Source organism: Streptomyces sp. NPDC088746 (assembly GCF_044751065.1).
Taxonomy (GTDB): domain Bacteria; phylum Actinomycetota; class Actinomycetes; order Streptomycetales; family Streptomycetaceae; genus Streptomyces.
Window position 1 is genome coordinate 684,684 of record NZ_JBIVLA010000001.1, and the last position, 15,998, is coordinate 700,681.

General features: G+C 67.5%; 24 protein-coding genes and 3 pseudogenes. 19 read left to right on the forward strand and 8 right to left on the reverse strand.

The window, feature by feature from the left end; all coding sequences use genetic code 11:
• Positions 1-3 precede the first annotated feature (3 nt).
• Positions 4-765, reverse strand: a complete 762-nt coding sequence (locus tag ACIP63_RS03175) for a hypothetical protein (RefSeq protein ID WP_401510894.1) — start codon at positions 763-765, stop codon at positions 4-6.
• A 514-nt stretch (positions 766-1,279) separates the two neighbouring features.
• Between ACIP63_RS03175 and ACIP63_RS03180 the strand changes: the two genes are divergently transcribed.
• The gene (locus ACIP63_RS03180; protein WP_401510896.1) at positions 1,280-1,627 is read left to right on the forward strand and encodes a hypothetical protein; all 348 of its coding nucleotides are present in this window, start codon (positions 1,280-1,282) and stop codon (positions 1,625-1,627) included.
• A 1,226-nt stretch (positions 1,628-2,853) separates the two neighbouring features.
• Here the strand turns inward: ACIP63_RS03180 and ACIP63_RS03185 are convergent.
• Both ACIP63_RS03185 and ACIP63_RS03190 read right to left on the reverse strand, forming a co-directional pair.
• Positions 2,854-3,237 carry a hypothetical protein gene (locus ACIP63_RS03185; protein ID WP_401510898.1) on the reverse strand — a complete coding sequence of 128 codons (384 nt, stop codon included), beginning with the start codon at positions 3,235-3,237 and terminating at the stop codon, positions 2,854-2,856.
• Positions 3,234-3,428, reverse strand: a pseudogene (locus ACIP63_RS03190) (NUDIX hydrolase); the annotation flags it as partial. The gene ACIP63_RS03185 and the pseudogene ACIP63_RS03190, both read right to left, overlap by 4 nt.
• Before the next feature lie 20 nt (positions 3,429-3,448).
• Between ACIP63_RS03190 and ACIP63_RS03195 the strand changes: the two are divergent.
• A pseudogene (locus tag ACIP63_RS03195) lies at positions 3,449-3,571 on the forward strand (site-specific integrase); the annotation flags it as partial.
• Positions 3,572-3,587: 16 nt separating this feature from the next.
• Here ACIP63_RS03195 and ACIP63_RS03200 read toward each other — a convergent pair.
• The 5 genes from ACIP63_RS03200 to ACIP63_RS03220 form a co-directional block, all read right to left on the reverse strand.
• Entirely contained in the window at positions 3,588-4,430 is an 843-nt protein-coding gene (locus ACIP63_RS03200; RefSeq protein WP_401512299.1) for a hypothetical protein, read from the reverse strand.
• Between the two features lie 406 nt (positions 4,431-4,836).
• Positions 4,837-6,093, reverse strand: coding sequence for a tyrosine-type recombinase/integrase (locus ACIP63_RS03205; RefSeq protein ID WP_401510900.1), 1,257 nt, complete (start codon positions 6,091-6,093; stop codon positions 4,837-4,839).
• Positions 6,083-6,310: a hypothetical protein gene (locus tag ACIP63_RS03210; RefSeq protein ID WP_401510902.1), complete on the reverse strand. Its 228-nt coding sequence runs from the start codon at positions 6,308-6,310 to the stop codon at positions 6,083-6,085. The genes ACIP63_RS03205 and ACIP63_RS03210 overlap by 11 nt, the downstream gene beginning before the upstream one ends.
• On the reverse strand, positions 6,303-6,545 hold the full coding sequence (locus tag ACIP63_RS03215) for a hypothetical protein (protein WP_401510904.1): 243 nt from the start codon (positions 6,543-6,545) through the stop codon (positions 6,303-6,305). Before ACIP63_RS03215 ends, ACIP63_RS03210 begins: the two co-directional genes overlap by 8 nt.
• A gap of 169 nt (positions 6,546-6,714) precedes the next feature.
• The gene (locus tag ACIP63_RS03220; protein WP_401510905.1) at positions 6,715-7,083 is read right to left on the reverse strand and encodes a helix-turn-helix domain-containing protein; all 369 of its coding nucleotides are present in this window, start codon (positions 7,081-7,083) and stop codon (positions 6,715-6,717) included.
• Between the two features lie 280 nt (positions 7,084-7,363).
• Between ACIP63_RS03220 and ACIP63_RS03225 the strand changes: the two genes are divergently transcribed.
• From ACIP63_RS03225 to ACIP63_RS03305, 17 genes and pseudogenes are all read left to right on the forward strand, one after another.
• Positions 7,364-7,669, forward strand: a complete 306-nt coding sequence (locus ACIP63_RS03225) for an XRE family transcriptional regulator (RefSeq protein ID WP_401510907.1) — start codon at positions 7,364-7,366, stop codon at positions 7,667-7,669.
• Complete coding sequence (locus ACIP63_RS03230) at positions 7,653-7,913, forward strand: hypothetical protein (RefSeq protein ID WP_401510909.1); 261 nt, start codon at positions 7,653-7,655, stop codon at positions 7,911-7,913. Before ACIP63_RS03225 ends, ACIP63_RS03230 begins: the two co-directional genes overlap by 17 nt.
• 84 nt (positions 7,914-7,997) lie before the next feature.
• Positions 7,998-8,360 carry a hypothetical protein gene (locus tag ACIP63_RS03235; protein WP_401510911.1) on the forward strand — a complete coding sequence of 121 codons (363 nt, stop codon included), beginning with the start codon at positions 7,998-8,000 and terminating at the stop codon, positions 8,358-8,360.
• Entirely contained in the window at positions 8,357-8,950 is a 594-nt protein-coding gene (locus ACIP63_RS03240; RefSeq protein WP_401510913.1) for a hypothetical protein, read from the forward strand. The genes ACIP63_RS03235 and ACIP63_RS03240 overlap by 4 nt, the downstream gene beginning before the upstream one ends.
• On the forward strand, positions 8,947-9,141 hold the full coding sequence (locus tag ACIP63_RS03245) for a hypothetical protein (protein ID WP_401510915.1): 195 nt from the start codon (positions 8,947-8,949) through the stop codon (positions 9,139-9,141). Before ACIP63_RS03240 ends, ACIP63_RS03245 begins: the two co-directional genes overlap by 4 nt.
• The gene (locus tag ACIP63_RS03250; protein WP_401510916.1) at positions 9,138-9,560 is read left to right on the forward strand and encodes a hypothetical protein; all 423 of its coding nucleotides are present in this window, start codon (positions 9,138-9,140) and stop codon (positions 9,558-9,560) included. Before ACIP63_RS03245 ends, ACIP63_RS03250 begins: the two co-directional genes overlap by 4 nt.
• Entirely contained in the window at positions 9,557-10,120 is a 564-nt protein-coding gene (locus tag ACIP63_RS03255; RefSeq protein WP_401510918.1) for a hypothetical protein, read from the forward strand. The genes ACIP63_RS03250 and ACIP63_RS03255 overlap by 4 nt, the downstream gene beginning before the upstream one ends.
• Before the next feature lie 91 nt (positions 10,121-10,211).
• The gene (locus tag ACIP63_RS03260; RefSeq protein WP_401510919.1) at positions 10,212-10,439 is read left to right on the forward strand and encodes a hypothetical protein; all 228 of its coding nucleotides are present in this window, start codon (positions 10,212-10,214) and stop codon (positions 10,437-10,439) included.
• On the forward strand, positions 10,436-10,726 hold the full coding sequence (locus tag ACIP63_RS03265; RefSeq protein ID WP_401510920.1) for a hypothetical protein: 291 nt from the start codon (positions 10,436-10,438) through the stop codon (positions 10,724-10,726). Before ACIP63_RS03260 ends, ACIP63_RS03265 begins: the two co-directional genes overlap by 4 nt.
• A gap of 92 nt (positions 10,727-10,818) precedes the next feature.
• Positions 10,819-11,499, forward strand: coding sequence for a DNA methylase (locus ACIP63_RS03270; RefSeq protein WP_401512249.1), 681 nt, complete (start codon positions 10,819-10,821; stop codon positions 11,497-11,499).
• A complete protein-coding gene (locus tag ACIP63_RS03275; protein WP_401510921.1) occupies positions 11,496-12,542 on the forward strand; it encodes a YqaJ viral recombinase family protein in 1,047 nt (348 codons plus the stop codon). The genes ACIP63_RS03270 and ACIP63_RS03275 overlap by 4 nt, the downstream gene beginning before the upstream one ends.
• Positions 12,539-13,321 (forward strand): hypothetical protein, encoded by a 783-nt coding sequence (locus ACIP63_RS03280; protein ID WP_401510923.1) that lies wholly within the window; start codon positions 12,539-12,541, stop codon positions 13,319-13,321. The genes ACIP63_RS03275 and ACIP63_RS03280 overlap by 4 nt, the downstream gene beginning before the upstream one ends.
• On the forward strand, positions 13,318-14,064 hold the full coding sequence (locus ACIP63_RS03285) for an exonuclease domain-containing protein (RefSeq protein ID WP_401510924.1): 747 nt from the start codon (positions 13,318-13,320) through the stop codon (positions 14,062-14,064). The genes ACIP63_RS03280 and ACIP63_RS03285 overlap by 4 nt, the downstream gene beginning before the upstream one ends.
• Positions 14,064-14,456, forward strand: coding sequence for a hypothetical protein (locus ACIP63_RS03290; protein ID WP_401510925.1), 393 nt, complete (start codon positions 14,064-14,066; stop codon positions 14,454-14,456). The genes ACIP63_RS03285 and ACIP63_RS03290 overlap by 1 nt, the downstream gene beginning before the upstream one ends.
• Entirely contained in the window at positions 14,453-15,094 is a 642-nt protein-coding gene (locus ACIP63_RS03295) for a hypothetical protein (protein ID WP_401510926.1), read from the forward strand. Before ACIP63_RS03290 ends, ACIP63_RS03295 begins: the two co-directional genes overlap by 4 nt.
• Complete coding sequence (locus tag ACIP63_RS03300; protein WP_401510927.1) at positions 15,091-15,528, forward strand: hypothetical protein; 438 nt, start codon at positions 15,091-15,093, stop codon at positions 15,526-15,528. The genes ACIP63_RS03295 and ACIP63_RS03300 overlap by 4 nt, the downstream gene beginning before the upstream one ends.
• Positions 15,525-15,758 (forward strand): annotated as a pseudogene (locus tag ACIP63_RS03305) (WhiB family transcriptional regulator); the annotation flags it as partial. The gene ACIP63_RS03300 and the pseudogene ACIP63_RS03305, both read left to right, overlap by 4 nt.
• Positions 15,759-15,998 lie beyond the last annotated feature (240 nt).

The following is a 15,998-nucleotide window of genomic DNA, read 5'->3' on the forward strand; positions in this document are numbered from 1 at the left end:
CACTCAGCGCGACCGTTGCAGCTCGATTGCAATGGCCCGGCAGCTACGAACAAAATCTTCCGCAGCGGCAACGGATACTTCCTCCCTCGTGTGGACCGCACGGTTGCGCAGCTTGCGTAGTCGCACGTAGACGTCCAGTGCGTCACGAGACAGCCCCAGAGCTTCGATGGCTATTAGCCTGCGTTTGGTCGGCCCAACAAGGGGTGCACTTTGCCCCTCAGTCTCGATTCCGCGGGCCCACATCACTTCCTGGAAGCATGCTTCGAGTGCCTCCCATGCACGAATCACCGCAGCCCTGGGAGCAACGGCTGCTGTATGCATCGCCTTTCTGAATCGCTTCCCTGACACAGTCGACTCGAAGTCCGGCGGATCCAAGAGGAAGGGCATGCTCTGCAGCACCTCCATCACCCTCTGGCGTAGTCGTCGATCCTCCGACACCTGGTCACCGTGCCTTGCCTCTTGGTCAGGCTCTGAGTCAGCTTCGGGCTCGACACGGCTACCCTCCGCATCAAAGGAGGGGGCTGGCCTCGGCACCACCGCGACTGGGTCTGGGTCGCTGGCCGTAGACAGAGCAAGCTCTTCCGCGTCGTCGAGTACGTCTGCTGCCGCCGCGGCGAACTCGGCGCTTCCCGCCGGCGTCTCCACACGCGTCAATCGGCTCACCACGTCTCTGAGTTGGGCCCTCAAGGCCCAAAGAAGCGCAGCCGCGAACACCGGCCAAGCCAGGGCTTTGACGTACTCCAGAACGAGCTTTGCGATCTCCACGGCAGCATCTTGCCGCTCGCCCTTACAGGCGTGGGGGGAGCGCCCCGCGTTGTGACGAACGCGAGACACGCCGCCACCTGATCCACCACGGACCCCCGCGGCGAGGAGGTCCGTAGCAACGATGTCACCGTGGGATCGAAGCCCACGCCCACCGCAGATGGACGGCCCCCGATCAGACGACACGGTCGGGGGCCGTTCTCGTGCGTCCTGCCGTAGGTGTCCGTGGTCTCCCCCCTGATGCCCGGCCAGCCGGGCATCAGGGCACGGAAACCTTCTGATCCGTAGCTCTAGCCGGATCGGTCAGGGGCGGTCATACCGGCCGTTACGAGGGTCCGGAGAGACGGTGGCGTACGGGCTGGGTTGCTGTGGTTGCGGTACGCCGCTGCTGTACCGCGATCCGCAAGCAAAGGCGGGCGACATCACCGTTGCGACTCCAGTCAGAGCGGCGAATGGAGCTGCGCCACTCTTGTGCGTAGGTCTTCCCAACCAACTGTCAACGTCGCATAGTCCAGTGATGAAGCTGACCATCACGCTCCTGACCTTGGCTGGTGGGTTGCTGCCAGCTCTCGGAGTCCTTCGACTCTGGCGAAACGTCGACGGAAGGCGAAAGCGCCTCAGAGCCTTGTTCACGCGGGTGGAAGAGATCAAGAACGATCCCATGCTGTCGTCTGATGAGCGTTCGCGCCGACTAGAGCGTGAAGCTCCGACCGAGAGCACTTGGGCGGACGTTCTCCACATCAGAGAACGCATCGAACTGGCCAGTCTGGAGCAAGCGCCCGAGATCACTGTCCCTGCGGTGCTAGCCAGTGTCGGTCTTGCTTGCGCGACCGTTGCCGGTCTGCTGTCCACGTGGTTCGGCTGAGCTGCAAAGGGGGGGTGAAGCCTTAATGACCGAGTCAAGCGTGCCCGCCAGGGTCTAGAGCTTTTACTTGGAAGACCTGGTACGAGCCACGCGGGTGGCCTGGGGATTCGATGACCAGCCCGTTTGCTGACGGTTCGCCGCGAGTCCCCGTGGTTGCCCGTTGCCTACCGCCTCACCGGGCAGGCAACGGGCACGGGTTGACCGGCTTAAAGCACCGTCAGGACCACGCTGAGCAGTCCCGTCAGTGCTGTGATCACGGCCGCGATGTCACGAATGAGTGAGCCTCGGCGCGCGTCCCCACTTGCGCCAGAGGCAAGCTCGGGGCTAACCTCTGTACCCATCAACGTATGGCATAAGCAAGACGTTGACGGGTGTTGTGGCTTCTTGGACACGATGCCTCCAAAGGGGACGTTGGTTCTCCTGTTTGACCGAAGGCGCTTGACATCTCTGCCAGGGGAGCAAGCGTCCTATCGGTATGTAACGAGCGATCGTACAGCATCGTCGGGTTCAACCGCCGTTGCTTGATGGCTCGTTGTCACGCGAGGTCCGCCTTGGTCGGTTGATGACCGACTGGGCGTCACTCGCCCGCGGGCGTGCGGCCACTGCACGGCTTGTTCGCCAACTTGCAGCGGACTGCGGTGGGTTGATTCTTGCCGACCACGCCCCTTGAGCGCAACTTCACAGGTTGTGCACCCTGCGGGCCTAGGAATTTAAATTTCCGAGCCACTTCTCTTGGCTAAAACCTTAGAAGTGAAGGTTGTCGCCCTTCGTTTCCTCCCCGGCCACCCACCCCACCCACCACTCACCCCGGCTTCCATCCCGTCCGCCTTCGACCCACACACCGTGGAGCGGTCGTGGTGCAGGGCGTCAAGGTGGAGCGCGCCACTGTACGAACGACCTTGACGCCCTGGGCCGCGACTGCTCGGCTCTGCCTGGGTCGAAGGCGGACGGGATGGGAGCCCCACGACGCTCACCACGCTCCGGCCGGCACTCGCGAACGGCGCCATCACCATCCCAGTGCCGTAGCGCCCCCGCCGGAGGCACCCTCTTGAAGCCGCGGGCTTGGTTCTCGTCTCATGCCCTCCGGGGCCTATCCACTGCGGGCGCGCGTCGGCGGCGGCAGCGCCGAGCGGGCCGAAGGCAGGAGCGCGGGCGCCGCCAGAGCCCGGGGGCGGGCACCGGCGGAGCAGAGCGCAGCCGGGTGCCTTGATGAAGTAGAGAAAGTCTTACCGCGCAGCGTCCTGGGGTGCTTCGTCGCGTTCGGCGCGGAACTCGTCCAAGAGGCTGAAGAACATGTCCAGGGGCGCAATGCCCGCTGCTTCGGCTGCCCGTTCGATCTCGGTTGCCCAGCCCAGGGAGCTTTCGTAGCCGAGACGTAGTCGCGGCCAGAGCCACTCGTTGAACGGCCCGCCGGGTTCGAAGTCTGTCGTCGACGGAATCCCGTGGATCTCGCATGCGACTCGGTATCCGTACAGGATCGAGGCGAGGTGAGTGATGGATCGGCCCCGCACGTACATACCTGGCCGGAGACGCACGTCGTCAAGGTAGTCGTGCAGGTCCTTCAACTCGGACAAGGGTCTTGGCTTGGGGATTTCGGCACTGCTGGTCATGCCGATGTCTCCAGAAATCGTTGGCCGTCGTGGCTCCGCACGTGGGGGCCGGCCCCGTCCAGGGCATCGAGTAGGCGGATCGCGTAGACCTCGGACATGCGCTCGGTGATCTGCTCCGGCGTTAGCCAGTCAACCGCGGTGGATTCGGATGACGTGCGCTCGGCGCCCCCGGAAGGCTTGCAACGGAAGACCCGCGGACGCGCCGGCGCCCGTTGTGATGGAGATCCCGGGCCACTCACAGATCGCCGTCACGATGAACATCTACACCCACGTCTCCGATGACAACCGACGGGAAGCGATGGGCCATATGGATCGCCTCCTAAGGCGACGACGCTCGTCTTCACAGCGGATTACACAGAAGGGATATTCGGCCCGGGTTCAGCCTTGCGGCCATCCGGCCCCCAACGACCTTCGCTATACCAGCCTTCATCCACCGTCGACCGCTGCTCGACCGGGAATTTGCGCGCCACCCTTGCATCGAATTCACTGACGATCTTCATTGCACTTCGGGCGGTGCGGACATAATCAGGCATGGTTGTCGGATAGGCGCTACCCTTAACTAGCCCCTTTTCTCCGGTCAGTCGAATGAAGCGCTCATCCACACGGCTCCGCCTATGGACTATCAGATTTCGCAGTTGGACACCCTTCTTCAAGCTGGCCCAGTCATCCTCATCTTGATGCAAGTTCAGCCCTAGGCGCTTAGTGACGTACTGCGCAATATCATCCAGACCTTGGAAAGATAGCTGGGCAACGCGCTTTTCGGCAGCCCACGACACAAATTCAGCAATTGTTCCATGCTGGAGGACATCTTCCAACGTGACCTGCTCCTGGGACTTCAGGAGGTGGGGACAGGCTATGAGAACTTCTGATATTACATCGGAAACATAGACAAGGAAGTTCTCCACAGACCGCGTGACTCCGAATTCCGCCGAAACCGGAGTAAGTTCTTCGACGGTCTCTTTCATATATCTCGCCTGGGCATAGAATTCCGGAAAAAGCTTCTCCGGGTCTCCATCTGGAGCCACACGCGAGAAAGTGGATCCAATGCGACCCAGAAGCATCTCGTATTGCTCAAATATTAGGGGCGCTGACGCGGCATATTGCATGTCACGCGCATGCTGCGAATAGAATCGGCACGCCGCTTCCGTGGCGACCGTCGGCGTCCAGGTAAACCAGTCCCTCTGATCGCTCATACTCCCCCACCGATCAACGCCACGACGTTCAGATGTCGCGTTTAGATTAGGGGAAACCGCGCCCCTATAACCTAGGTTTAGCGGGCCGATCCCGCGTCTCTCGGCATCCGCTGGTCCTCGAACCCGAGCTGTGGGTGTGCCGCCCCGAGTGGACTGCCGTCACCTACTGCCGTCAACGCCCCCGCAGCGGTTCGCTGCGGGGGCGTTCTGGCTGGTGGGCGCGGACGGTTTCGAACCGCCGACATCTGCTTTGTAAGAACCCGTAAAACCACCCCGAGGGTTTCCGAGAACTTCCGAGACCTTCCGAGCGGTTCCCTGACCTGCGGAAACGAGAACTTCCGAGATCTTCCGAGATCCTCCGAGGGGGGATTGTGGCATCCATGTGGCATCGATGCGGCATCCGCCCTCACGAGACCGCCCGCAGCGCACGGCCCTTGACCAGCGCAGACCGCACTTCCTCCACCAACTCCGGACCCGCGTGCTGGTACAGCCACGTCACCCGGCCGCCCCGCTCGTGGCCCATGATGACTTGAACGTCCTTCTCCGGGACGCCCGCGTCCTTCAGCCTCGTGGCGAACGTATGCCGGAGGTCGTGGACCCGGGGCCAGAACTCCGTACGCCCCGTCTCCTCGTTCTTCACCAGCCGAGCCAGGCCAGCCGCCTTGATGGCGGGGATCCAGTGCCGGCGAAAGTTCGGACGGGTAAGCGCGCCGCTCTGCGGTCCGCGGAACACGAGCTCCTCGACGTGGAGATCCTCGCCGTCCCCGATCGGGGATTCGGTGGTGGCCGGCGCCCACTTGTCGAGCATCACCTGGGCCGCTGCGACGGCGGCCGGGGTGAGCGGGACGGTGCGGAACCCGGCGCGCGACTTCGGCGCCATCTTCCGCCGGATGCGCCCGCGGTCGTCGATGAGAACTTCCTTCACCTTCACCGTGGCGCTGCCGAGGTCCAGGTTGCAGGCCCGCAGGCCCGTGTACTCACCCCACCGCATCCCGGTCTCTTCGGCGAACACTACAAGGGGCCGGTAGTACTCGGTGAGCTCTTCCCGGATCAGGTCACACTGTGCCGCGGTGGGCGGGATCATCTCGTCCGGGTGCCTGGCCGGCGCCGGGGACACCTCGATGTCGGTGCAGGGGTTCACACTGATCCGCCTGTCGCGGAGCGCGGCGACCATCATGTGCCGAAGCAGCTCGAGGACCTTCTTCTGTGTGGCGTGACCCTTGACCTCGTTGGTGATCCAGTCCTGCACTTGCATCCAAGTGATGCTGTTGAGCTTGCGCTTCCCCCACTTCGGCTGCACGTGCACCGTCCAGGCGCTGAGCTTCCTGTTCTTCGTCGTGATGGACGTGACCTTCACGGTCGGCCACCAGATCGCGTACCAGTCGTCGACTGTGATCGCGCCCCGCTTCGGGTCCTGGTAGGTCCCCTCGCGCACCTGGGTACGCACCTTGTCCAGGTGCGCGATCCCTTCCTTTTGCGTCGGGAAGACCGGCCCCAACTGGCGCCCGTCCGGGTCCCGGTAGCGGGTCTGCCAGCTCCCGATGCAGTCGCGGCGCGGCCTCCGCGCCCCGTAGGTCTCCGGTGGGTACTTCTCAATGCACAGCTTGCAGCCGCAGCCCTTCTCTCGCAGCTGCCGCGGGTTCGCGCTGGCCTTACGCGCCATGATCCGCCCCCTCTGCCCGCAGGAAACGGACGGCGTCCGCGCGGGTGCTGAGGGTCTTCTGCCGGTGCTTCCCGTCCGCCGTCCGGTACCGGGCCCGCCACGGGCCGGAGCACGTGTCCCGGCGCGGGCGTGGCCCGTGCTGTGCGGTCGGGTACTCCTCGACGCAGTCGATGCAGCCGCACGTGCGGCTGCCGACCTGATAGGTCTCGCTACGCATGCTTCACCACCTGGTTGTCACTCCTCCGCTGCTCTGGAATGCGGGGGCTCAGGTCGAGCGGCTCCCCGCAGAAGCAGACTGCACCGAAAAGGGGCTGGACGATGGCCAGTTCGGTGAGAATCGCCCGCGCGGCGATGACAGCGTGTGCTGAATCCAGGCCGGGGGGAAGGGCGATCGTCTGGGTACCGGCGTCGAACGGCGGTACGGACCCGATCGGAGCGAAGCTGACGCGCATGCACATGTGAACCCCCGTGAACGCAGGTGGGACTGGAGACCTGCGACCGAAGGGGGAGGGCATCGGCCGTCGAACGACCGTACCTCTAGATGGTGGAATATGCGACTACTGTTGCGACAGTTGACGACCTGTCATGCACAGGGAGTGATCGGCTCCATTTAGCTGAGACTCACGACAGGGCGGAACGGTTGTGCTCATTCAGCGCGCGGAGTTCGAGCTCCTTGATTTCCTGCTGCTCAGCAGTGAGGCCGCGGAAAAGTTCCAGGAGACGCTCCTCGGCGGCCGGACTCAAGGGGCCCGGAGTTTTACGGCCGGCGGCTGCGAAGATCTGGTCTTCGGTGAACCGCGGGTAGGCCGCGGCGAGGGCGCGCAGGGCGTCTGGGCGCGGCTGTCGCTTGCGGTGCACCCAGGTGTTGACCGTGGATACGGACACGCCAACGGCTGTCGCGATCTGGCTGTCGTTCACGCCGTACTCGTCTTTCAGGCGCGCGAGCAGCTGAGCGAGGTCTTCGGTGGGGGTCGCATCCTCTGTGGCCACGGCCCCAAGGGTGCCCCGTTGTCTCTACTTTTCGCAAGTAAAAGTAGAACCATGGCGGGTATTGGTGCAGCGTGTGACCTCCCCGTCACGCGCCGATATCAGGCACCAGACTGCTGGCATATGCACACACCATAGAACAACCGTTCGAAGATCGGTACCCACTCCAGAGTTCTCGGAAGTTCTCGGAAGTTCTCGTTGACACGACTGCGACTGCGACTGTAGAACTGTCGCAGCACCTCACACCGAGGAGCCCACCCTCATCGACCAGCCCGAGGTACCCATGCCAAAGGTGACCCGCACCGACGAAGGCCAGCCACTCCGCGACGCACTGAAGCGGCAGCACCTGACCCTCGACGAACTCTCCGAGAAGACGAAGGCTGTCGACCCGGACGGGCGGGGAGTGAGCCCGGCGACCATCGCCCGACTCACCGGCCGAGGCACCACTGCCCGGGAGCGCACCGAACTCCGCACTGCATGGCTCATCACCGAAGCACTCGATGACCGCATGCATCGCCTGTTCAGTCGCATGCCCTCACATTCGACCGCGACAGTAGAAAGGTCAAGCTCCGATGCCGAAGAAGACTGAGCGCCTCACCGCCCTTCCGGCCGGACTCCTCCCCCTGCTCTCCCAGCCACAGCTGGAGACCTACTACGGCGTCTCCGACTGGCAGATCACCAAGTGGATCCGGCAGGGCATGCCGGTCCGTCCGTTCGCCGGCCGCCAGAAGCGGTTCGACCTCGCCGAGGTGGACGCCTGGATGGCCGAGCAGGACCCGGAGTTCGTCGACGCCGGCGCGACCACGCCGCAGCTGGTCGCCGCCTCCGCCTGACCCCCAGAAACCACAGGGGCGCCCGGCCATGCCCGGCCCGACGCCCCAACGGCAAACCCTCAACACACAGAGATCGAGGACACCGTGAGCATCAACCTTACCCGCCCGACCAGCACCGCCTCGGTGCAGCGCAGCAGCTTCATGGCCGCCCTGTCCCTGGCCGAGACGCTGCTCAGCGAGACCACCACCGTGCCGACGCACGTGAACGTCGAGGCCGCGCACTTCGCGCCCAACGACCCGATCATCAAGTTCTACTTCCACTGCAACCCGGCTGGTGCCCGGGAGTTCGCCAAGCAGTTCGGCCTGACGGTCAAGGTCGAGGAGCACCCTGCCGGAGGCGAGTACACCGAGGCCAACGCCCAGCGTGACGGCGTGAAGATCCAGGCGTGGGCGCTGCTCATCACCGAGAACATCGCGGCTGCCACGGACGCGCAGGTCGCGGCGTGAACGCCCGTCGGGTGAACGCTGCGGCCGGAGTGATCCTTGCCGCGCAGAAGACGAAGCAGACGGCGGCCGGTATCGCGGCGTCGTTGGAGGCGGCGGGTCTGTTGCAGTCGCCGGAGTCGGCGGCCGAGCTGGGCCAGCTGCGAGCCCGGGTGGCCGAGCCGGTGGCGCTCCCGGCCGAGGTGCTGGCGGAGGTCGTCGCTGGTGTGATCCGCGACTTCGACCGCGACTCGTGGGACGGCAGCCAGATCGCGTCGCTGCGTGCCGCCCTGTTCGAGTACCGCGACCGCGCGGAGTCCCCGGCCCCGGCCGCGCTGCGGAGGCCCATCATCGAGGCGTACCCCGGCGAACTGTTCATGTTCCGCGGCTTGGTCGGCGTGCTCCGGGTCGTCGCGCCGCGCGGCGACATGGCTGAGGTGCAACGACTGCTCGCCGAGCACGCCGCCGACGAGCAGGACGCGCACACCGAGGACGTGGCCCCGCAGGTGACCAAGCTGCGCGCGATCCTCGCCCCGTCTCTTGAGGACCCGCACGACAGTCCTCTGCACCGCACGTACGAGACGGGCCACGACCTGCCGACGGTGACGCCGTGACCGTCCTCGCCTGGGCCTGCCTGGCCACCAGCATCTACGCCGCGTCCCTCGTGCCGTTCCTGCTGCTGGTCGACGCCGACCACTTCACCCCGCGCTGTGTCCGCACCAGCGCCCGCCACACCGCCGACGCCCTGCGCCACCTGCCCCTGACCGGGGCCGCGCTCCTCATGCTCCTCGGAGGCACCCGATGAAGATCTTCCGTGCGATGCGGTTCTTCCGCTTCCTCACCACCGCCAGCCCCCGCCTCCTCGGCGGCGCATACTCCGGCCCCACCCGCGTCAACGTCTCGTCGGTCCCCGGCGGTGCGGTCCTCCACCTCGACGACCACCTCGTCCGCCTGGTGCTGGAGCTGGCCGAGCAGTTCGCCGAGGACCCCGAGGGCATCGGTGACCAGCTGCGCGAGATCGACGAACTGTCCGGCGCCCGGGCCGACTCGCACGCCCTGCACGAGCGGGACCAGCTGGTCGACGACCTGCTCGACCAGGTCGGCGGGACGCGGCTTCGGCTGTACGGGGACCAGGTGCGGCGCGTCGCGGAGCTGCTGCTCTCGTCGAACGGTGCGGGCACGGTCATCGCAATGCCCCGCCAGCGTGAGGCAGGTGCCGCATGAGCGCCTCGACCGCAGCCTCCGCCCTCGCCGCGCTGACCGACGACGCACCCTCGTGGCTGCCCCCGGTCGACCACTGGGAGATCGCCCTGGTCGACGGTCGGTGGATCGTCAGCGGCCAGCTCAACAGCAACCGCGACACCCTCGGCGAAGGCGGCGCGTACCGGCTGCTCGGCCCGATCGCCGAGCAGTCCGGCCAGCAGCTGGCCGACGACGGACAGCTGATCCGCGCATCGTTCGTGCACTTCAACGTGCAGTGTGACGTCTGGTTCCTCCGGTCGGGCCGCGCGTGGACTGTGCCCGCTCAGTGCGCTACGTGCCCCACCGAGCTGGCCGGTACTGGCACTTCGTACGTGCGGCTTGGCGAGGGCGACCGCGAGGCGCCCGTGATCTGCGTGCCGTGCCGTGACCGGATGCAGACGGAGTGGGTGGCCGGCGCCTCGGCCGCTGACGCCGACGCCCTGGCCAGGGTCAAGGACGCCCAGCAGACGGTCCGCGACCTCCGGCCTGGGGCCGACGCCGCCCGCCGCCAGATCGCCGCACGCGACGGAGGCACCGCATGAGCCCGCGCGCCTGGGGCTGGTCCCTCGCCGTATCCCTCTCCCTCTGGGCCGTCACCGCCACGGCCATCCTGCTCATCCTCGGAGGCCCCGCGTGATCACCACCATCACCCGCCGCGACTGGCTCGCCACCGCCATACAGGGCACCGCCACACCGGTCACCACGCAGCGGGCCGCCGAACTCCTCGCCGTCTCGCCGTGGCCGACGGCCGGCCGGAACACCGCGCGGAAGGACCTGCGGGCCCTGGCCGCGCGGGGTGTCCTCGTCGCCGTCGACGCCAACGGCCGCCGCACCTACGCCCCGAAGGGGGGCCAGCTGTGAGTGCACGCACCGAGATCCTCGCCGCTCTCCAGCGCGTGGGATACGACAAGATCGGAGCGGAGTCTCTTCTCGGCCGCGCCGACAAGGAGCCCCGCGAGACCCCGCCGGACCCGGACTTCCGCGAGACCCTCGCGGGCGGTCACGCCCTGATCGTCGAGTACGGCGACTGCGAGATGCACGGCTCGTGCCAGTGCGGCAAGCGCCTGGGAGTGACGACGCCGGACGCCAGCCTCGACACGTTCGTGTCGGGCTGGGAGCGGCACTGCATGACGGAGGTAACTCCGTGACGAACACCGCGCTGGCCGGGGCTCAGGCCCCGGCCGCCGGCCCGACCGTATCGGGCCCGCACCGCACGCGACTCAGCAGCGCGCCCCCCGCTGTGCGTGTACTCGACCTGTACTCCTGCTCCGGCGGCGCGGCATGGGGCTACAACGCCGCCGGCCTGGAGGTGGCCCGCGGGGTGGACATCGTCCACCGCCCGCGCTACCCGTTCCCGTTCACGCTGGACGACGCGATCCAGTGCCTGCTGGCACACGGGCGTGACTTCGACTTCATCCACGCCAGCCCGCCGTGCCAGAGCGAGTGCTCGCTGACCGTGGGCACCAACCGATCTCGCAAGTGGGGCGCCGGCAGCGACCACATCGACCTGGTGGGGCCGACCCGGCGGGCGCTGGACGAGATCGGTGTCCCGTACGTGATCGAGCAGCCCATCGGCAAGGCCAAGATCCGCAAGGACATCACCCTGTGCGGAGAGATGTTCGGCCTCGGGGTCATCCGCCACCGGGACTTCGAGCTCGGTTTCTGGGAGGCCCCGCAGCCCGCCCACATCCCGCACCGGGGACGGGTGCGCGGGTGGCGCCACGGCCAGTACCACGACGGCCCGTACGTCGCCGTGTACGGCGAGGGCGGGGGCAAGGGGACTGTCCGCGAGTGGCAGGACGCCATGGGCATCCACTGGACCGACGTGCGCAAGGAGTTGGCCGAGGCAATTCCGCCCGCGTACGCGCAGTACATCGGTGAGCAGTTCCTGGTACGGGCCCGGGAGCAGGTGGCCGCATGACGAACACTGCGCTGGCCGGAGCGATCGCCCCGGCCGCTGGCCGACGGGTCACCCCCACCGGCCGCCTCCTCCTCCCCGCCGACGCCGACCGCGCAGCCTGGCTCACCGCCCGCCGCAACGGACTCGGCTCCTCCGACATGGCCGCCGTCCTCGGCATCAGCCGCTACGGCAACGCCCTCTCCGTCTACCACGACAAGACCGGCGGCCTCCCCCTCGAAAGCGACGACTCCGAACCCGCCCTGTGGGGCCGGGCCATCGAGGACACCGTCGCCCGCGAATGGGCCCGCCGTAACCGCAGCGTGGTCCGCCGCGTGGGACTCGTCGCCAACGTCGACCGTCCGTGGCAGATGTGCACCCTCGACCGGCGCGTCCTCGAATGCCCACTCGCTGACGACCGCGAACGCTGCGCCGTCGAGATCAAGTGCCGGGCCGCGTTCAAGGCCGGACAGTGGCGCACCGGCTGCCCGGACGACGTCCTCGCCCAGACCCTGTGGCAGGCCGACGTCTGCGGCTACGACCACATCCACGTCGGTGTCCTCATCGGCGGCAACGACTACCGGCAGTTCGTCGTCCGGGTTGCCGACCACACACAGTTGATCGCCGACCTGCGGGCCGCCGGGGCCCGAGCGTGGCAGCAGATCACTGACCGGCGACCGCCGATCCTCCCGCACGACGCCGACCCCGAGGTGCTCCTCGACCTGTACGAGCAGCTGCACCACGACCGGGCCGGGATCATCGCCATCGACCGGGACGGCGACGCGCAGGACGCCCTGTCCGACTACCTCGACGCTGCCGTCGACGAGCGCGAGGCAAAGGCCCGGAAGAAGACCGCGCTCGCGTCCCTCGTCGGCGTCCTCGGCAGCGCGGACACCGCGATCCAGGGCGGCCACGTCGCCTTCTCCTACGACGAATCGACCCGAGAGCACGTCAACCGGGAGCGGCTCCGTGAGGAGTTCCCCGACGCCTACGCCGCGTGCGTGGAGGACCGGCCGTCGCGCCGCATCAACATCCCGAAGACCGTCCGAGAGGCACACCAGGCATGAGCACCCTTGCTGAGCGAGCGGCGGCCGCGGCCGGCCGTTCCGAAACCACTGATCCGACCGCCGTCACCCCGGCCCCCGAGTACACCCCGGCTCCGCTCACCGCCCCGGGCATCCCCGAGCCGGGCCCGAACGGGCCCGAGCAGGTCCCCGTGTGGGTCGCCTGGTCTCGCGTCATGGGCGAGGTTCGCGGCATCGACAAAGGCGACTGGTACGGCAAGCCGGGCGAACGCGGCAGCTACCAGTTCCGCGGCGTCGACTCCGCTCTCAACTCCTTCGGCCCGGCCTGCCGTCTGCACGGTGTCCTCGTCCTGCCGGTGCATGTGGAGACTGCCTACCGCGACGTGAAGACGTCCGGCGGGAAGCCGTCTCGCGAGTGCACCGCGACGGTCACGTACCGGATCTTCGGTCCGACCGGCGACAGCATCGAAGTCCAGTCCGCTGGTGAGTCGATGGACTCCGCGGACAAGGGCACGGCGAAGGCGCTGTCCACGGCTCTCCGATCGCTCCTCTTCCTCGGCGGTCTCGTCCCGACGAACGACGTCGACCCCGACGCATCGAACGTCGAGCGTGGCGAGGCACCGCCCAGGACTGCCGTCTCCTACCGGGACGAGATCCTCGAACAGAACACTTCACGTCAGCGGCTGGCGCAGATCAACTACGAGATCAAGCAGGCTGGTCTCTTCAACGCCAGCGTCGTCAATGAGGTCGGCGACGACGAGCAGCTCGGCGCGTTCCTGTACCGGATCGGCCAGGAGCGCATCGCGGGCGGTGCCGCATGACCTTCCTCAACGTACGGCGCATTGGTTGGGACACCGAGACCACTGGCGCCGACCCGACCGAGGCCCGCATCGTCACCGCGGCCCTCGTCGCCAAGGGCGGCGCCTCCCCCGACCACGTCCAGACCTGGCTCATCAACCCCGGCATCCCGATCCCCCCGGAGACCACCAAGGTCCACGGCATCACCGACGCCATGGTCCAGACCGCCGGCCAGAACCCGGCCGAGGCGCTCGAAGAGATCGCGACGACCATGCACAAGGCGATCGCCTACGGCATGCCGCTCGTGGCGTTCAACACCGCCTACGACTGGACAGTCCTCAACTTCGAGCTGTCCCGCAACGGGCTGCCGATGATGGGCGACCGCCTCGGCTCCACCCTCCCGACCCTCGTCGACCCGCACGTCATTGACCGCCAGGTCGACGAGTACGTCACGGGCTCGGGCATGCGGAAGCTGAAGCCCACCGCCGAGCGGTACGGGGTGGAGCTCACCGACTGGCACACCGCCGAGGCCGACGCCCTCGCCGCGCTGCTGATCGCCGAGGCGCAGTTCGCGAAGTACCCGCGGCTCAACGACCTCGGTCCGAAGCAGCTGTTCGCCGCGCAGAAAACATGGCGTGCCGAGCAGCAGGCCGGACTCCAGACCTGGTTCCGCACGAAGGCGACGCCGGAGCAGGGCGGCGCCCCCGACAAGGTCATCGACGGCTCGTGGCCGCTGATCCTGCCCGCGCAGAGTGGTGAAGCGTGATGTTCGGATCCCGAAACCGTAGGCACATTGCCGATCTCCAGGTCCGCGTCGAGGCCCTCGTTGAGCAGCGCAACGCTGCCGAGAGCGATGCGGCGGACTACCTCGGCGCGGCCAAGCGCACCGCCGCGCGCAACGTCCGCCTCTCCGAGCAGCTCGACGCTGTGACGGCCCCGCTCCGGGATGCCCTCACCTACACGGGCCGTATTGCCCGCCTGGCCCACGCGGTGGCCCGGCTGCGGCAGGACCTCGCCGCTGAGACCCGCCGCGCCGACCGGCTCCAGGCCCGTCTCGACGACGCGTGCGGCATCACCACCCCGGCCGTCGAGGCCGGATCGATGTGGCAACACCGCCGTTCGGATAAGCCGGTACCCACGAAGGGGGACCTGGTGTGACCGCCCCCACCCTGTTCGACCAGACCCCCGCGGCCGGGCTGACCATCGCCCGCCCGGCCGCGGTGTCCACCCGCCCCCTCGTCATCGCCCTCGACGTCGCGATCGGCACCACCGGCGTGGCCGGCACCGGCTGGACCGACCACGTCCACGCCAACGCCGCCACCCTCCACGGCCGGTTCCAGCAGCAGATGGACGGCATCACCTCGTTCATCCGCCACGCCGACCACGTCGTCATCGAGGGCGCCGCGTTCTCCCGCTCCCACCTCCAGGGCATGGACCAGCTTTCCGCGATGCGGTGGATGGTCCGCCATGAACTGTGGAACCGGGGCATCCCGTACGCCATCGTCCCGCCGGACAACCGGACCATCTACGCCACGGGCAAGGCGCGGTGGAAGGACGAGGAGACCGGCAAGAAGTACACCCCTGCCCAGGTCAAGGGCATGGTCCGTGACGCCGTCCACACCCGGTACGGCGTCGACTGCACCGGCCGGTGGCGGTACGACGAGGCCGACGCGTACGTCCTCCTCGCGATGGCGTACGACCACCTCGGCACGCCGCTCGCCGATGTCCCGCCCACCCACTCCCGCGCCGTCGCGGGCTGCGACTGGTCGGAGTTCACCAAGGCGGTGGCCCGATGAAGATCCGCGCCGATGTTGCTGAGCTGCTCTACGCCGGTCACTCCGACCACGAGATTGCCCGCCGACTCCACGTCTGCGAGCGCACCGCAGGAGAAGCCCGCCGCGCCCTGCGACTTCCCCAGCACAAGTCCGGCCCCAAGCCCACAAACAGCCCGGAGGACCTGTTCCACGCCCGGACCCGCCGGGTGGAGGGCGGCCACCTGAAGTGGACCGGCTACAGCACGAACGACGGCACGCCGTTCTTCCGCTGGAGGAAGCGCGGGTTCACCGCCTACCGCGTCGCGTTCGGTCTCCGCCACGCCCGGCCGCCCGTCGGCTACGTCCGGCCCGGCTGCGACTACCCGCACTGCGTCGCCCCCGACCACGTCGAGGACCAGCAGATGCGCAACCAGCTCAAGACCCAGATGGCAAGCATCTTCGGAGGTGCAGTGTGACCCGCTCCCCCCAACTCCAAGGCCTCTGCGCCGACGACCCTGACCTGTTCTTCCCCATCGGCAACACGGGCCCGGCGCTCGTACAGATCGAAGAAGCCAAGGCCGTCTGTCGCCGGTGCCCCGTCATGGAGCAGTGCCAGGAATGGGCCCTCGACACCCGCGAAGAGTTCGGAGTCTGGGGAGGCCTCGACGAGCGGCAGCGCCGCGCGGTCCTCCGGGCCCGGGCGCGAGGGACGGAGGTCCGCCCCCGCACCCCCCTGCCCAGCTTCTCCACGTGCCGTGAGGCGTACGACCACATGACCCTGACCGTTGGCGACCACACCGAGTGGACCGGCGGCGAGGTCCGGATCAACGGCACCCGCCGTACGGCAAATCAGGTCGCCTGGCGGGCCATTCACGACGGGGCAGCCCCAGTGGGACGGGTGTTCCCCGCGTGCAACCACCCGGACTGCGTGGCACACCTCACCGAT

Bases quoted from the DNA above. Each gene is read 5' to 3' on its own strand.
- ACIP63_RS03180 (WP_401510896.1), top strand. From the start codon at position 1,280: ATGAAGCTGACCATCACGCTCCTGACCTTGGCTGGTGGGTTGCTGCCA.
- ACIP63_RS03185 (WP_401510898.1), bottom strand. From the start codon at position 3,237: ATGACCAGCAGTGCCGAAATCCCCAAGCCAAGACCCTTGTCCGAGTTG.
- ACIP63_RS03200 (WP_401512299.1), bottom strand. From the start codon at position 4,430: ATGAGCGATCAGAGGGACTGGTTTACCTGGACGCCGACGGTCGCCACG.
- ACIP63_RS03205 (WP_401510900.1), bottom strand. From the start codon at position 6,093: ATGGCGCGTAAGGCCAGCGCGAACCCGCGGCAGCTGCGAGAGAAGGGC.
- ACIP63_RS03210 (WP_401510902.1), bottom strand. From the start codon at position 6,310: ATGCGTAGCGAGACCTATCAGGTCGGCAGCCGCACGTGCGGCTGCATC.
- ACIP63_RS03215 (WP_401510904.1), bottom strand. From the start codon at position 6,545: ATGCGCGTCAGCTTCGCTCCGATCGGGTCCGTACCGCCGTTCGACGCC.
- ACIP63_RS03225 (WP_401510907.1), top strand. From the start codon at position 7,364: ATGCCAAAGGTGACCCGCACCGACGAAGGCCAGCCACTCCGCGACGCA.
- ACIP63_RS03230 (WP_401510909.1), top strand. From the start codon at position 7,653: ATGCCGAAGAAGACTGAGCGCCTCACCGCCCTTCCGGCCGGACTCCTC.
- ACIP63_RS03250 (WP_401510916.1), top strand. From the start codon at position 9,138: ATGAAGATCTTCCGTGCGATGCGGTTCTTCCGCTTCCTCACCACCGCC.
- ACIP63_RS03255 (WP_401510918.1), top strand. From the start codon at position 9,557: ATGAGCGCCTCGACCGCAGCCTCCGCCCTCGCCGCGCTGACCGACGAC.
- ACIP63_RS03275 (WP_401510921.1), top strand. From the start codon at position 11,496: ATGACGAACACTGCGCTGGCCGGAGCGATCGCCCCGGCCGCTGGCCGA.
- ACIP63_RS03280 (WP_401510923.1), top strand. From the start codon at position 12,539: ATGAGCACCCTTGCTGAGCGAGCGGCGGCCGCGGCCGGCCGTTCCGAA.
- ACIP63_RS03285 (WP_401510924.1), top strand. From the start codon at position 13,318: ATGACCTTCCTCAACGTACGGCGCATTGGTTGGGACACCGAGACCACT.
- ACIP63_RS03290 (WP_401510925.1), top strand. From the start codon at position 14,064: ATGTTCGGATCCCGAAACCGTAGGCACATTGCCGATCTCCAGGTCCGC.
- ACIP63_RS03300 (WP_401510927.1), top strand. From the start codon at position 15,091: ATGAAGATCCGCGCCGATGTTGCTGAGCTGCTCTACGCCGGTCACTCC.